General features: G+C 36.6%; 12 protein-coding genes. 2 read left to right on the forward strand and 10 right to left on the reverse strand.

Annotated features, from left to right (window positions below; genetic code table 11):
• The first annotated feature begins 281 nt into the window (after positions 1-281).
• Positions 282-1565: a diaminopimelate decarboxylase gene (gene lysA, locus TL18_RS00755; RefSeq protein WP_067039927.1), complete on the forward strand. Its 1284-nt coding sequence runs from the start codon at positions 282-284 to the stop codon at positions 1563-1565.
• A gap of 9 nt (positions 1566-1574) precedes the next feature.
• Complete coding sequence (gene dapF / locus TL18_RS00760; protein ID WP_067039929.1) at positions 1575-2435, forward strand: diaminopimelate epimerase; 861 nt, start codon at positions 1575-1577, stop codon at positions 2433-2435.
• A gap of 112 nt (positions 2436-2547) precedes the next feature.
• Here the strand turns inward: dapF and TL18_RS00765 are convergent, their stop codons facing one another.
• The 10 genes from TL18_RS00765 to TL18_RS00805 all read right to left on the reverse strand — a co-directional run bounded on the left by TL18_RS00765 (position 2548) and on the right by TL18_RS00805 (position 16077).
• Positions 2548-3339 (reverse strand): zinc ribbon domain-containing protein, encoded by a 792-nt coding sequence (locus TL18_RS00765; RefSeq protein ID WP_067039933.1) that lies wholly within the window; start codon positions 3337-3339, stop codon positions 2548-2550.
• 148 nt (positions 3340-3487) lie between these two features.
• Positions 3488-3652, reverse strand: coding sequence for a hypothetical protein (locus TL18_RS10880; RefSeq protein WP_156064474.1), 165 nt, complete (start codon positions 3650-3652; stop codon positions 3488-3490).
• Positions 3653-3665: 13 nt separating this feature from the next.
• Positions 3666-4250: a HemK2/MTQ2 family protein methyltransferase gene (locus tag TL18_RS00770; protein ID WP_067039936.1), complete on the reverse strand. Its 585-nt coding sequence runs from the start codon at positions 4248-4250 to the stop codon at positions 3666-3668.
• Between the two features lie 5 nt (positions 4251-4255).
• Positions 4256-5128 carry a 16S rRNA (adenine(1518)-N(6)/adenine(1519)-N(6))-dimethyltransferase RsmA gene (gene rsmA, locus TL18_RS00775; protein WP_067039939.1) on the reverse strand — a complete coding sequence of 291 codons (873 nt, stop codon included), beginning with the start codon at positions 5126-5128 and terminating at the stop codon, positions 4256-4258.
• Between the two features lie 10 nt (positions 5129-5138).
• Positions 5139-5768, reverse strand: a complete 630-nt coding sequence (locus TL18_RS00780; protein ID WP_067039942.1) for a DUF655 domain-containing protein — start codon at positions 5766-5768, stop codon at positions 5139-5141.
• 159 nt (positions 5769-5927) lie between these two features.
• Positions 5928-6272 (reverse strand): RNA polymerase Rpb4 family protein, encoded by a 345-nt coding sequence (locus TL18_RS00785; protein ID WP_067039945.1) that lies wholly within the window; start codon positions 6270-6272, stop codon positions 5928-5930.
• A 5-nt stretch (positions 6273-6277) separates the two neighbouring features.
• Positions 6278-6568 (reverse strand): 50S ribosomal protein L21e, encoded by a 291-nt coding sequence (locus TL18_RS00790; protein WP_067039948.1) that lies wholly within the window; start codon positions 6566-6568, stop codon positions 6278-6280.
• A 279-nt stretch (positions 6569-6847) separates the two neighbouring features.
• Positions 6848-9463 carry an Ig-like domain-containing protein gene (locus TL18_RS00795; RefSeq protein ID WP_067039950.1) on the reverse strand — a complete coding sequence of 872 codons (2616 nt, stop codon included), beginning with the start codon at positions 9461-9463 and terminating at the stop codon, positions 6848-6850.
• An 812-nt stretch (positions 9464-10275) separates the two neighbouring features.
• Positions 10276-13008 (reverse strand): Ig-like domain-containing protein, encoded by a 2733-nt coding sequence (locus TL18_RS00800; protein WP_156064477.1) that lies wholly within the window; start codon positions 13006-13008, stop codon positions 10276-10278.
• A 141-nt stretch (positions 13009-13149) separates the two neighbouring features.
• Positions 13150-16077 (reverse strand): Ig-like domain repeat protein, encoded by a 2928-nt coding sequence (locus tag TL18_RS00805; RefSeq protein ID WP_067039956.1) that lies wholly within the window; start codon positions 16075-16077, stop codon positions 13150-13152.
• Between the last annotated feature and the right edge of the window lie 125 nt (positions 16078-16202).

Below are 16202 nucleotides of genomic sequence, written 5' to 3' on the forward strand. Positions count from 1 at the left end.
TCTATGGATTGTTGGATTAATGTGTGCCATTGAGATTTGGGGCAGTGAAAGTTTCAATCTCATCTGCCAATGAATATAATCTTAATGGCTATAATTCCGCCCACGGCCGGTTTCGCCAGGCCAGCCCAATAGGTTTTTCTCATTGATTTATCCTTTCTTTTTTTTAATAATATAACTTTTTGGAATAAATATTAAACATTAGGCCTGATTTTTTCACTAATTTTAAATAGTTTGAAATAAATAACTAAATACATAATGTAACTTTTTTAGGAGTTTTAATCATGGATTTGAATATTAAAGTAAACGATAAAAACCACCTTGATATCGGTGGTGCCGATGCAGTAGACATTGCAGAAGAATTCGGAACTCCAACCTATGTCATCGATGAGGCTAGGATAAGAGACAATTATAACAGATTTTATTCTGCATTTTCAAAATACTACTCTGATTTCAAAGTGTTTTACGCATGCAAAGCCAACACCAACCTTGCAGTCATGAAAATATTGGAATCTGAAGGATGCTGCATTGATGCGGTTTCACCTGGAGAAGTCCACATAGCAAAAATGGTAGGATTTTCCGGGGACAGAATACTTTTCACAGGTAACAACATTACCAATGACGAATTGAAATATGTCCACGATGAAGGTGCAGTCCTCAACATCGATTCAGTATCAGCACTCAACAGGCTGGCCAAAATGGTCGATCCTGAAGGATTGAAAATCTCATTCAGGGTAAACCCTATGGTAGGTGCAGGACACCATGACCACTGCATAACCGGTGGAGTAATGAGTAAATTCGGTATAATGGACAATGAAGCAGTTGAAGTATATGAAATGGCAAAAAAATTGGGATTCAACCCTATCGGTATGCATTCCCATATCGGTTCCGGAATATTGGACCCTGAACCATTCAAACTTGCCATCGAATCCACAATGGATATTGCAGGAAAAGTCCACCAGGAAGCAGGAATAGACTTCGAATTCGTTGATTTCGGTGGAGGCGTAGGAATCCCTTACACACCTGAAGAAAACATTGTGGACTTGGACAAGTTCGCAGAAGTCAACGTGGGACTCTTCAAAGAGAAACTTGAACAGTATGACATGGGAAACCCAACAATGTATCTTGAACCTGGAAGATACATAGTCGGAGATGCAAGCGTGCTTCTTGTGACAGTCAACAGTTTAAAACAAAGCTACAGAAAATTCATCGGTGTTGATGCAGGTTTCCACACACTCCTAAGACCTGCAATGTATGATTCATACCACCATATCGTAAATGCAAGCAAAATGGATGCTCCAAACACCCAGGAAGTCGACATTGCAGGTAATGTCTGCGAATCAGGAGACCTTTTCGCACGTGACAGGCCAATGCCTGATGTTGAAGAAGGAGATGTATTGGGTATCCTAAACGCAGGAGCATACGGTTTTACAATGTCTTCAAACTACAACTCAAGGCCGCTTACCAGTGAAGTGTTGGTCAGCGACGGAGAACCGATCCTTGTGCGCGAAAGGGAAACCTTTGAAGACCTGTACAGAAAACAAACAATACCACCACATTTGAAATAAGTTGATATTATGGTTGATTTAAAAGGATTAAAATTTTCAAAAATGCACGGAATAGGAAATGATTTCCCAATAATAGACGAAAGCAAAGGGGAAGTCATACCTGAAGCGGACAAACCAGAAGCATGCAGAATGCTATGCCACAGAAACTTCGGCGTCGGTGGGGACGGCGTACTTTTCGTCGAACCGTCTGAAGTTGCTGATATCGGATACAGAATGTTCAATCCTGACGGCAGCGAAGCCGAAATGTGCGGAAACGGCATAAGATGCTTTGGAGACTTTGTATATAGAAAAGGCATTCTCAAGCAGGAAAAAATGACTGTAGAAACAAGGGCAGGAATCAAGACAATTGAAATCACTTTGGAAGACGATGAACCTGTACTGTTCAAGGTGGATATGGGTTTGTCAACATTTAAAACTCCTGAAATTCCAATGACTGCAGATGTCGACGAATTCCTCGACGGTGAATTGGAGGTTCTTGACACAACATTCAAACTGACAGCAATCAGCGTCGGAAACCCTCATGCGATAATCTTCGTCGATGATGTTGATGAAGTTGACATCAACAAATACGGTCCGGCCATTGAAGCACATGAAGTTTTCCCTGAAAAGATCAACGTCCACTTCGTGGAAGTCATCTCCAAAAAAGAGGGCAGGATGATTACCTGGGAAAGGGGTGCAGGCGTAACATTGGCCTGCGGTACCGGAGCCACATCAACAGCCATTTCCGGCTACAAGCTAGGCCTGTTTGACAGTGATATTTTGCTTCACTTGCCTGGCGGAGACTTGAAATTCAACGTTTATGAAAAAGAAGATGCTCTTGGAGCTTTCATGGAAGGCCCTGCAGAGCTTGTTTTCGATGGAGAATTCTAATTCTCCCAATTTTTCTATTTTTTTTTAATGATTCCTTATTTTTCAATTAAGTTTTTAAAAAAAGTTGGAGTCATCGAATTGACAACTCCTCACTACATTATAAAAAATATTTTTAAGCATATGTTGCAGACCATGCATCAGCAATTGTATCATAATCAAGATGGCCAATAACTTTATTTTGTTGATTAAGAGTATCTACAACAATATCTGCACTAATATGGACGTTTTGACCACGGACATCCTCATCAGTATAGAATTTATAATGGAAACCATATTCCTTATTTTCAAAATAAGTGTTCTTATTGTTAAAGGTTATAGTGTCAAAATCCTCAGTAGCCCCATTTTCATAAGTAACTTTCAAATTATTAAGTTTGAATGCATTTACTCCAGAAATTGTTTCTTTAGGGATTATTTTAAAGGCAACTGCTGATACGTAACTTCCACCTCCACTATTAGTGGCACCACCATGCTCTTGTATATATTTGTCTTCAAGTTCTTTGTATTCTTTTTCTGTCAAAACTTTACCAGTTTCCTTGAATATTTTTTCTTGTTGTTCATCAGCATATTGTGTTGCAGCAGATTCTATAGCTCCTCCAAATGGTGTATCTCCATAATGAATTCCAGTTTCAAATATTACTTCACTAACATCAACCAGATCACCGCCTCCACTCATAAGAGCAAAAACACCAATAATCAATAAAATAACGGCTGCAAGAAGTATAAGGATTTTAGGTTCATTTAAGAGGTTATTAAGTAAATTATTCACGGTATTATCAGTATTTGCTGAAACATTTTGTTTGGTATTATTGGATTTATCGGATTCAATAGGATTTCCACATTTGGAGCAGAACATTACTGAATCATCTAATTCTTCACCACATTCTGTACAAAAAATTTTTCCCATTATTTATCACCTACTTATTATTATATTTATTATATTATAAAATAAATAGCAATCGCTACAAAAAACAAACATCAAGCTATACAACCAAAAATAGGGTTTAATTGATTAAATAAGCAAGTAGATGAGGTATTAATTATTTATGGGAGTGTTATCTTCCCAATTTTTTCCTGTATAATCCCACTGCAATGTCAAGCGCCGCAACAATGATTATCATTATAATCCAAATGTTAAATTCTTTCCTTAATATGGCAAACATTATTGCTAATATTATGAGTATGGCTCCTATATAAACTAATTTTTTCCATTCTTCCATTCAAATCACCTAATCATATTTTATAAGCATTAATCAACGTTATGTCTTCAAAAAAGAAGTGTTCGCTAGCGGCAATTTCAGCTATAAAGCCCAGCCTGTCGAGCATTTCCAAGGTTTCGTCGTTGCCCGAAAGTGAAGACTGTATCAGCTGGACAATTCCACCATCATTTAAATGATTTCCCACTTCATTTAAGAATAAGTCAATGACTTTCCTACCGTTTAATCCACCATCGAATGCATAATTTATAGTGTCATCCAAAACTTCGTCATCTTCGGTAGGTAGATATGGAGTATTAAATAAAATTACATCAAACTTTCTGTTTTTCACCGGTTCAAATAAGTTTCCGAATAGGATTTCAATGTTTTCAATGCTGTTCGCCTTGAAGTTTTTCTCGCAAAGCAGACAGGCATCGAAGTTGATGTCAGTTACAGTAATCCTGTCGGTCAGCCTTGATGCATACATCGCAACTATTCCTGATCCGGTTCCTATTTCAAGAACACTCTGGCCTTCCTTGATTTGCAGATTATCGGCCAGCAGATAGCTGTCCTCAGCCGGAACATAAACATTGTCATCGGTATTTATAATAAAATCAGCCATTATACCTACTCCCTTAAAATCTCGTTAATCTCTTTTGACAAAAACAGAATCTCTTCGGGCGTAAGCATGACCACCCTCTTTTTGAGATAGTCTTCCAGCCGCTCATCCTCGATGGAGTTCAGCCTTTTTTTCATTTCCTTCTTGTCAAGGCTGCAGAACACATGCCTGGAATCGATCAGCGCATTTCTTATTTTCTTGTTTCTGTGCTGGAATAGTGCCTTTGTGATTTTGGAGTAAAAATTAAAATCCTCTTCCGGAATACGGGTTTCCTTAGGCTTCAGGCAGACGACAGTGGAATCGACTTCGGGCTTCGGAAGAAAGCTTTCGGCGCTCACATCGGTCAGTTTCAAAACGTCGCATTTAAAATAAAGCATTGCTGAAAGTCTGGAATAGTTTTTGGTACTGACTTCACCGTTCATGCGGTCAGCGAATTCCTTCTGATACATCAAAACGGCCAAGTCAAAATCATAGTCCAGAAATTTGAAAGTTATCGGTGATGAGATTTGATAAGGTAGATTTGACACAATCTTGTTGAACTTCGGAAATTCAACCTTCAGTGCGTCATCGTTTATAAGCTCTACATTATCTATCTTTTCGTCTTTAAGCCTTTGGGCAAGGATGTCTGAAATCCCTCTGTCCTGTTCGATGGCTATTACTTTTTTAGCTCTTTTGGCAATTTCAATTGTCAGTGTTCCTATCCCAGTCCCGATTTCCAAAACAACATCATCCTTATTGATGTTTCCAAAGCCGATAATCTGGTCTCTTTTGTTCTTGTCAATCAGGTAGTTCTGACCAAGATTTTTATTCAGCTTAATCCCATACTGATTTAAAATAGATTTGGTTATTTTAGATAAGGATTGGGAAGTTCCACCAGTCAATTTATCACTTTTATCTAGTATTTTTAGGTCTTCTTGGAGGTTGTGTAAATATGTAGTATTTGTTTTTACCTCTTCTTGGAGTTGTTGTATCCAATTCCTGTTTAACTCTGTTTACAATCATACCTGCAGGGTCGGCCAATGTAGGGAGTCTTTCGGAGATGTCTTCAAATGATTCGAACGGCTTTTCCTCTCTTGCTTTGATGATGTCCCACATATATTTTTTGCCGATTCCTGGAATTAACTCTAGTGAATGAAGTCTTGTGCTTAGCGCTTCTGTCTTGTTGAAGAATTCAACGTATTTGTCTTCGTTTGCTTCAACGATATCGCGAATTGCGTAGTCCAGTTCTATTCTGCTTGTTGCAGTCAAGTTTTCATAATCGAGCTTTCCAAGCACTCTGTATATTTTGTCTCTTTTTCCTCTTCCAATATACACGGTGTCCTGTATTTCCAAATCAACACCGTTTTTAGGAGCTAATTCGAGTAAAGTGAATTGTTCTGTACCAATAGCTTGAGCAATAGGTTTGCCTCCGAATTTAGACATATCAGACTTAACATAGCCTCGGCTTAGATAATCAAGTACAACAGCATATTCTTCCTTTTTTACTGCTGGTTTATTCTCTCTTTTTCTTCTATTATCCATCTTTATCACTCACTATTGTTTTTTTAAAACTTGAATTAGCTATTAATTCAAACTTATAAATAGTTTTATTTTTCAAGTGTAATAAAGATATCTAAAAAAAGCTACACTGGGATAAAAAAATAGTATAAAAAATAATAAAAAAAGTGAATAGTTTTGAAACTATTCTTCAACATCATATTGTTCCAAAAATTCAAGGATCTTTTCCATGTCTTCCTTGTCGATTTTGGAAGGTTCCTTGGCAAAAATAAGTCTCATGTCCGCCAAATCTTTAGGAACTAAATCAACAATATGAACAGCGACTTTAGGCCTTAGGCCAAATTCGTCCTGGAGCTTTTCAACGATTTCCTTTGAATCCTCAACGGAATATCTTTTGAACCTTGCAAGGTGGTTCAATGTAAGGTTCTGTTCATAGTTCAATTCGTTGTCCTCAGAAAAGTCTTCAAGAACTTTTTTGACTTCAGCACCGGAAATCGGTTCGCTTTCGATAACTTCTTTTCCAATCATAGAAATCAGTTTTGTAATTTTAAGTGGTCAGGTCTTACTATTAACTCTTTTGCTTTGTTTCCATCTTTTAAAGCTACGATGTATGCTTTTCCTTTTTGACCAATGACTTTTCCGGTTTTACCGTGGAATCTAGGTGCAGGTTGGCCTTTTTGGATACTTGGGTTAATAGTAATGTGAACTAAATCTCCTTCTTCAAATCTTTGCATTCTGTTGGTAATCGGGTTGGTTCTGCCCGGTCTTTGTACCTTTGTCATTTTTTTTCTTGATCTGCTTTTTAATCCTCTTGATCTTTGCATGATATAACCTCTAATCAGTTCTGTCTGGGTATATAAATCTATGTTATCAGCTGCCTAGTATCAAAAAAGCCCATAAATACTAGTAACATAGGATGTGAAAATAACTATTACCATCAGTGATATGATAATATTATAATTTTAGTTTAATGGTATTAATATACTTTTAGTTTTTGGGTGTTTTGGTTGTGGAATTTTGGATTATTATTGAAATTCAAATTTCATCGGAGAGTCCGTGAAATCATGACTAAAAAAGAAGAAAAAATAGAGAATAAAAATCCTCTATTTGATTGTTATTGAACGTGTTTTTGTTTCTGCAAGATATTTGTAGTTGCCGGCATAACTGGTTTTTAGGGTGTAGGTTCCAGGTGCCAAATCAGGCAGTGTACGGGTTGCCACACCTTTAGTTATTTTGGCCTTGTATGTGCTTCCGTTGACTTCAAATTTCACGTTTCCAGGTGCATCTTCAGCCAGATTTGCAGTAAGGACGGTCTTGCCGTCCACTGTAGCTTTTGAAACGGACAGTTCCGGTGAAATCTTTGTCACTTCAAAGTTGGTCTTGATTGTTTGGGCATTGTAGCGGGCGGTTCCGGCATAGTAGATGTGCAGGCGATATTTTCCTGAGGCAAGGCTGGAAACTGAAGCTATTGCCAATCCGTTCTCGATGTGAATCTTGTCAGTCAGAATATTGTTTCCATTCTCATCAGAGACGGTGAACCAGATGTTCCCGTTGACATTGTTGACTTTGACCTTTATTGTAGGATCTGAGCCAACAGCACAATTGGAAACTTCCACAGAAGCTATTGGGGTTGCCTTAAGCATATTAATATTGAATGAGACTTCTTGAGCATCAAAATATGCGCTTCCGCCGTAGGTCACCTTAATCACATTCTCTCCAACATTCAAGATGCCCAACGGAATGTTTAATATTTCAGATTTTCCCTTTATGGCGAAAGCCTTATGGGATGCGCCGTTTACGGTTACATGGGCATTGCCTACAATGCGGTCACTATTCAAATAAATATCGAGTGATGTATCTTTAGCGTCATAGTTGATTTGCCTTGAGAAATTGTCAAATGAGTAATAATCATATGGGGAAAGATAAAGATAACTGATTGGTTTTGCCTTGACTACCTCAAAGTTAAGTGTTTCATTTTGAGCCTTATGATTAACGTTTTCGTCATAAATAACTTTAATATCATATGTTCCGGGTTTCATGATGCCTAACGAGAATGACATTTCGGAATGGCCGGTAGTATTTCTTATATAAGTTAAATTATTGATTTTAACTGTGATGGAACCGGGAACAGCTGTGTTTCTCAAGTATACATAAAGTCTGGATTGATTGTATGAGAATTGGATTTTGTCATTATTATGAATATATTTTTCTCGTTTGACACTAATGCTTCTTATCGAATCAACTTTGTTTACTTTTAATGTGGTTGTTACGTTTTGGGCTTTGTAGTCATTACTTCCCTGATAAGTGGCCCGGACTTCATATGTGCCAGAAGATAAATCGGAGAAATAAACTGATGATTCGGGTTTGACTTTTTTAGTTTTTCCGTTTACTGTGATGTTCACATAACCTGCACTGGCTTCACCATCAACAAAGACATAGGCTGACTCTCCATAATTTACATCCCTTGTTCTGATGGAATTGATTGCAGCAAGGGCTTGGCATTCGATGAAAGTGCAATTGGTATCAGTACCTTTACATATGGCTGCATTAGAATCTTTAGAAGAACAGTTCCTGAAAATGGAATCCTTGGCATTACCATTATAAATTGCACCGCCGGCATTAGTGGCATAACAATCTGCAAAGGAACAATTATAGGCACTACCTCCAGAAATAGCTCCGCCTCGATTATAAAAACCATTAGAAGCAGAACAATTTACAAAGGAACAGTTATAGGCACCTCCAGAACGAATAGCTCCACCGTAAGCACCAAAATTAGCGGAAGCAAAACAATTTACAAAGGAACAGTTATAGGCACTTCCATGTTGGATAGCACCACCAAAACTCTCATAGCCGCCGGAAGCAGAACAATCTAGAAAAGAACAGTCATGAGCACTGCCATTATATATAGCACCGCCAATAGTAGCAGAACAATCTACAAAAGAACAATTATAGGCATCACCATGATAAATAGCGCCGCCATAAGCATATTCACGATCACAAGAAGCGAAACAATCTTCAAAGGAACAATTATAAGCAGAACCTTCACAAATAGCGCCACCATAACCATATCCATAATTAAATCTGCCGACAGCAGAACAATCCACAAAGGAACAATTATAAGCAGAACCCTTATAGATAGCACCACCATAAGCAGTAGCACCGACTGTCCAGGAAGTACACTCTATGAAAGTGGAATTATAGGCGTTCCCATAAGCAATAGCGCCGCCATAAGCATTAACCCCATATTCATTACAGGAGATGGAACAACCTACAAAGGAACAATTATCAACAGTGCATTTATAGCTATTGCCGTAACCTACAACCGTTGTATTTTTATTATCTACAAATTTTATGTTTTTCAATGTAACCTTTTGGATAGTGGTAATGTAAAAAATGTTTGTAAGTGATTTTTTTCCATCTATTGTGTGTCCCTGTCCGTCAATGGTTATGGATTTAGTGATGCGAACAACAGAGTCTTGCTTGTCGTTTGAATAATCCTTCTGCAACTTCAATGTTTTCCCGCTTTCTGTATTGTCCACCAAGCTCTGAAGTTCATCAAAGTCACCAGGTGACGCCTCAAGTCCGTCAGTATCTAAAGCATCAACGCTCAAAACGTCATCTGATGCATCCGTAATGTTGTTGTCGGCCGCATTTGCAGCCCCCATTGTTAAAATGGCCAGCAAAAATAAACCGGCTATCAACAGCTTATCAAATTTCAAGATAATCGCCCCAACAATTGAAAAATTAAATTATAATTAATTTATTATCAAAAGAGACATATATAGTTAATTTACAGAAAATTTTTGGCATTGTTAAAAAATGATATGTAAAACATAAAAAGCGTTTATATGATATTCTCATTTTTTTGAATTTCAGAAATATATATTTTTAAAAAATATAATGATTATTTTACACCTAAAAACAGGATATGATGTGGAATTTGTGATTGAAAGAGAAAACTCGTTTTAAAAGCAAACTTTTCATGCAAAACAGGTTCAATTGAAAAAAATCAGAGAATTTTTAAAAATTAAAAAATAGAGAGGTAAGTCTCTATTTTTTTTTTAATCAAGGAAGGACAATAACCGGCAGCGCATGTTATATAATTTTCTAGGGCAATATACTCGTAATGAGTATTGGATAATTAAACTTTATCAATGTTTTTGGAGTATTATAGGATAAATCCTAATAAAGAAGTGTTATTTTGAAATTTAATAAAAACGGGAGTATAAAAGTATGAGCGATCAGGAACTCATACTTTTTTTGGGTTTATTTTGCTGTCCGTGTTTTCATGTCTTCTTTGATTTAATTTTTAATGAAGTAGTCAAGCTGTATCAACTTTCTACTTAATTATTCATATGAACGGGCTCATATATAAAGTTTTTCGCATGTAAGTGCTTACTTGCATCTTAAAACATGTTTAAAAGAAGTATTGGGATTTATAGATTGTTTAATGGTGAATATTGGTTAATTGGACAGTTATAATCAAAATATTAAAAAAAGAAGAAAAAAATAGAGAAGTTGAATCTCTATTTTAGATAGTTATGTCTTTTGATATTACTCTTACGGAGTATTTGTCATTTCCAGTGTATTTTACTATAATATTATGTGTGCCAGGTATTACACCATCTATGGTTGCAGTAGCTACTCCATTTGTAATGTTAACAAAGTACGCAGTTCCTTCGTAGGTTATTCTCATTACACCTTCCACATCAGGATTTATTTTAGCAGTTATTACTGTTTTTCCGTTCACTGCTTTTGCAGACACTGACATTGGTGCTGGAATAATTTTATTCACGGAAAAACTAGTAGTCCTGGTTTCTGCATTGTATTTGTAGTTTCCAGCATATTTTGCAGTAACATTGTATGTTCCAACCTTTAAACCTGAGATGGTGATTGTTGCAACACCATTTTTGATTGGGGTTTTGTATGTTTCTCCGTTCACAATGATGTGGACGTTTCCTGATGCATCACCAGCTAGATTGACTGTAATAGTTTTAACCCCGAATTCGACATGGGTTGTAGTCACTTTAAGTCCAGGTGATGATTTGGATACTGTAAATGTTTTTGAAACTGTTTCTGCATTGTATTTGTAGTTTCCAGCATATTTTGCAGTAACATTGTATGTTCCAGCCTTTAAACCTGAGATGGTGATTGTTGCAACACCATTTTTGATTGGGGTTTTGTATGTTTCTCCGTTCACAATGATGTGGACATTTCCTGGTGCATCGTTGGCTAAATTGACTCTAATATCAGTAGTTCTACCAACAAGGGTGTCCCAAGCCATAACGCTCATTTCAGGAGATGATTTGGATACTGTAAATGTTTTTGAAACTGTTTCTGCATTGTATTTGTAGTTGCCGGCGTATTTTAATGTAACACTGTATGTTCCGGCCTTTAAATTATTAATATCCACATAAGCGGCGCCGTTTTCGATTGCAACTTTGTAGGTGTTGTCTCCGATTATGAATCTGACAAATCCTGTCGCATCCTTAGCTAGGGTGGCTGTGATTCTTTCTGTTTCACCCACTGCAATATTATTTGTTTCAAGTTGCATTCCCTGTTTGAATTTGCCTACATGGAATGTGTCTGTCATTGTTTCTGCAGTGTGGTATGCATTACCTCCGTATGTTGCTGTAACGGTATATGCTCCGTCAGCCAAGTTTGGCACATCAACGGATACTGCACCTGATTTGATTTGCAGACGGTAGGTTTCGCCGTTAATGGTAATTCTAACATATCCTGTTGCTTTTTTAGACATTGTTACTTTAACGTTTGCTGTTTCACCGGTTTTTGCAAAATTGTTTGCAAGTGTTAACTGTGGAGATCTCTTATTGACAACAAGACTGACATTCAACGGATTAGCACCAACACAACTTAATTCGAGCATATAATTTCCAGGGGCAGCATCGATAGGCAAATCGGAACCTGAAATGGTTGAAAATGAATTGGTCAATTTATTGTCTTTGTAGATTTTAACATTGACTGGCACATAAACGTTTATTCCATTGGATTGGGTTTTTATTTGTAGTTTTCCTCCTTCTCCATAATTTACTGTTAAATTTGAACAGGATAATGTTATTGGAATAAAAGTACAGTTTCTATAGTCTCCGTCGATATAAATGCCTCTTTCGGTTGTGCAGTTTATGAATGCGGAATCATATGCATTTCCCTTCTTAATAATTGCGGCATTTCTCATTTCACAAATGCACTCGACAAAGGTGCAGGAGTATGCATCGCCCATGCAAATTGCAGCACCTTCATAAGAATAGCATTTCTCAAAGTAACAGTTATAAGCGTCACCGCTTTCAATGGCTCCACCGGATGACCCTCCAGCTCCGTCAACCACATAGCATCCTATAAATGAGGATTCATAAGCGTTTCCTCCGTAAATGGCTCCACCATATTCAGACCGGCAATTCACAAAGGAACAATTACGGGCGTCACCTTGGATAGCTCCACCACAGCCTGCTGTCCAAATAGCAAAAGCTCTACATTCTTCAAAAGTGGAATTGTATGCATCACCTATAATTGCGCCCCCACCTACGGAATAGCATTCAATAAATGAGCAGTCATAGGCATTACCATTATATATTGCTCCACCAAAGCCATCGCAATCAGGTTCCCATCCGTCATAATAGGAGTATTTGGCATAACAGTTTATAAAATTACAATTGTATGCATCACCATTGTATATTGCCCCACCTTTACAGATATGATGGTCGCTTTTATAATATTGCCTTTCATTTTCATAGCGATACGCGTTACAGTTTGTAAAAGTGGAATCGTATGCGGTTCCGTTGTAAATGGCTCCACCGTCCTTTTCAGAAGTGCAGTCAGTAAATGTACAGTTGATTATTGTACATGTTCCATAAACTGCAGAGTAGTTTTTGGTAAAACTGTTTTTAAAATTGATGTTTTTCAAGGTTACTTTGGCATTGTTGACATGGAATATGTTTGATTTTCCGTTTGCATCAATTGTATGACCCTGCCCGTCAATGGTAATTGCCTTTGAGATTGTAACCCTGTTTGAAGATTGTGAATTAATATAATCCTTATCTAAAGTCAATGTTTTCCCGCTTGAAGTTCCGCTCACCAGACTTGACAGTTCGCCAAAGTCACCTTCAGAAACTTCAAGTTCATCTGTTGGTTCTGCTGTGAGAACCTCGTCCGTCGTGTCAGTAATGTTTGCATCGGCCGCGCTTACGGCACCGAGTGTAAAAATAAGCAAGAGTATACTGACCAGTATAATCATATTAAATTTCAAAATATACAACCCCTAAAAAATTTTTTTAAAACTTAATTTATGATTAATTTTTTAAAGTTAATATATATTTCTGAATGGAAAATTTGTTTTCCAAGTGATATTTTGTTAAAAAAAGAAGAAAAAAATAGAGAAGTTGAATCTCTATTTGATTGTTATTGAACGTGTTTTTGTTTCTGCAAGATATTTGTAGTTGCCGGCATAACTGGTTTTTAGGGTGTAGGTTCCAGGTGCCAGATCAGACAGTGTGAGTGTTGCTACACCTTTAACTATTTGAGCTTTGTATGTGCTTCCGTTGACTTCAAATTTCACGTTTCCAGGTGCATCTTCAGCAATGCTTGCAGTAAGAACGGTCTTTCCGTCCACAGTGGCTTTTGAAACGGACAGTTCAGGAGAAATCTTTGCCACTTCAAAGCTGCTTTTTATGGTTTGGGTATTATAATATGCATTTCCGGAATAATACACATGCAGGTTATAACTGCCTACGCTTAAACCTGGAATTGAAATATTCGCCCAATTATTTTCAATGCTGCTTTTATTTGAAAATATTGTTGTTTTGTTTGCATCTGAAATTGTAAACCATATGTTGCCGTTAATATTTTTCACGTTAACTTTAACTGTCACATCTTTGCCGGGAGCCCAATTTGAGACTTCTACAGAATTGATAGGGGTTCCCTTAACCACTTCAAAAGTGTCCTTAATGGTTTGCGCATTATAATTGGTGCTGCCGGCATAGTATATATGTACCTTATACTTTCCTAATTTAAGGCCTGAAACGGATTGGGTGGCTACTCCATTTTCAATATGGATTTTATCGGTTAAGATTTTAGTATTGCTTGCATCCGAAATGGTAAACCATACATTACCGTTGATTTTGCTGCTGGACATAATTGCAGTAATTGTTGCATTATCGCCAAATCCAACCTGATTGGACATATTGACTGAACTTATTGGAGTTGCCTTAACCACAGTTATTGAAAGTGTCACATCCTGTGCTGCAAAATATGCGCTGCCGGCATAACTCACTTTAATATCATTCACCCCTACTTTCAAAACATTTAAAGGAATGCTTAAGGAAGTTGTATTGGATGTTTTTAAAACTTTATGGGATGCGCCGTTAACGGTAATGTGCAGATTGCCAGGCACACGATTGCTTTTCAGGGAAATGTCAAGTGTAGGATTTTCTCCATCATAGGCCACTTCTTTTTTGTCATATGAAACATAATTGTAATAATTGTAAGCCTTAATATAACTAATTGGATTACATTTATTCACTTTAAAGGCCATTGTTTTAGTTTGAGCATTGTAATTAGTATCTCCCGCATAAGTTGCTACAATATTATGTGAACCTAACTTTAAAATACCCAAAGGAATAGAAATTGAAGAACGGCCGTTGATATTTACTATTTTTGATATTCCGTCTATGGTAACATTAAAATAACCCGGCACATTATTGTTTTTCAGTGCAATAGCGAGTCTAGCACTGGTAAATGAAAATTCAACTTTTTTCATGTTCTCAGAAATGTATGGATTTACAATCCTAAACAGAAAAATCGGGTCGGTTTTCAATACATTAAAGGTAAGTGCTTTGGTTTGCGCTGAAAAGTATGCACTTCCTGCATAGCTTACTTTAATATCATATGAACCTACATTTAAAACACCTAACGGAATCAATAAATAATAATCGTAGCTGTAACCGCTGCCTGAAGAGGTTTTAATTGTTTGAGTAACGCCATTTATAGTAATGTGGACATTTCCCGGCACGCTGTCGTCAAACATTAAAATTTTAAGTGAGGAATTTTCGTTGATAAAAGTAACGTTCCTATTGTAATTAACATTAAGTCCTGTAACATAAATGCTTTTAATTGGATTTTTTTTAACAACATTAAATGAAATGTTTTCGGTTTGAGCATTATAGTTTGCACTTCCAGCATAACTCACTTTAATATTATTTATGCCCAAATTCAAAACGCCTAAATCAACATAAATATTATAAGAAGTTTTAATTTTAATCTTTTGAGTAATGCCATTCACTTCAATATGCACATTGCCAGGCACATTATTATAATTCATCATAATGTTAAGTGTGGCATTTTTACCGTCATAATAATATTCTCCATTGTTCATGCCTTTGACTTCAATGCCGTAAATTGGATCGATTTTAGTTACTTCAAAAGTGGATGTTATTGTTTGAGCTTCAAATTTATCGCTTCCAGCATAGCTCACTGTAACATTATATAAACCAACATCAAGATAACCTAAATCAAAATACCCCCATCCTGTTTTAACTACTTTGGTTTTCCCATTTGCAGTAATGTTTACATTGCCGGGGGCCCTGCCATCTCCTGCAACAGAAATGCGTATATAGTTACCGGAACTAACCAAAATTGATTGGATTGCGGCATTATTTCTACAATTTACAAATGTACAATTGTAATCGTCACCCCAAACAATAGCGGCATTACTATTTTTAGTAGTACAATTCACAAAAGTACAATTATAAGCATTTCCACCATCAATTGCACCACCAGACATTCTGGCAAAGCAATTTACAAATGTACAGTTGTATGCATTTCCACCATCAATTGCACCACCATAATCACTAGAACAATTTACAAAAGAACAATTAATGGCTCTACAATTTTTTTCATTGGAGAGAATACCACAATAACCATTTACAAAATTGATATTCTTCAATACAACATTTTGGCTGTTAACCACGAAGATTCTTTTCATGTTATTGCCGTATATAGTATGGCCTTGACCATCAATGTTTATCGCTTTTGTAATTTCAACATATCCTCCAGATTCATCAATTACATAATCCTTTTCCAGTGTCAATGTTTTTCCGCTTGAAGTTCCGCTTACCAAACTTTTAAGTTCAGTAAAATCGCCCTGCTGTGCAGATTCAAGTTCATCTGTAGAATTAATGCTTAAAACTTCATCAACAGGGTCCGCGCTGAGAACCTCATCCGTCGTGTCAGTAATGTTTTCATCGGCCGCGCTTACGGCACCGAGTGTAAAAATAAATAATAAAATTATACTGACAAGTAAAATTTTATTCAATTTCAAAATAATAAACAACCCCTAAAAAATTTCATAATTTAATTAATATTAATTATTTTAGAGCTATATATATATATTTTTGAATGTAATATTTTTTTACCAAAATAAGTGAGTTTAATGAGCTATTTTTT

The sequence above is a fragment of the Methanobrevibacter sp. YE315 genome (assembly GCF_001548675.1).
Lineage (GTDB): Archaea > Methanobacteriota > Methanobacteria > Methanobacteriales > Methanobacteriaceae > Methanocatella.

Bases quoted from the DNA above. Each gene is read 5' to 3' on its own strand.
- TL18_RS10880 (WP_156064474.1), bottom strand. From the start codon at position 3,652: ATGGAAGAATGGAAAAAATTAGTTTATATAGGAGCCATACTCATAATA.
- TL18_RS00780 (WP_067039942.1), bottom strand. From the start codon at position 5,768: ATGGATAATAGAAGAAAAAGAGAGAATAAACCAGCAGTAAAAAAGGAA.
- lysA (WP_067039927.1), top strand. From the start codon at position 282: ATGGATTTGAATATTAAAGTAAACGATAAAAACCACCTTGATATCGGT.
- TL18_RS00770 (WP_067039936.1), bottom strand. From the start codon at position 4,250: ATGGCTGATTTTATTATAAATACCGATGACAATGTTTATGTTCCGGCT.
- dapF (WP_067039929.1), top strand. From the start codon at position 1,575: ATGGTTGATTTAAAAGGATTAAAATTTTCAAAAATGCACGGAATAGGA.
- TL18_RS00765 (WP_067039933.1), bottom strand. From the start codon at position 3,339: ATGGGAAAAATTTTTTGTACAGAATGTGGTGAAGAATTAGATGATTCA.
- TL18_RS00785 (WP_067039945.1), bottom strand. From the start codon at position 6,272: ATGATTGGAAAAGAAGTTATCGAAAGCGAACCGATTTCCGGTGCTGAA.
- TL18_RS00790 (WP_067039948.1), bottom strand. From the start codon at position 6,568: ATGCAAAGATCAAGAGGATTAAAAAGCAGATCAAGAAAAAAAATGACA.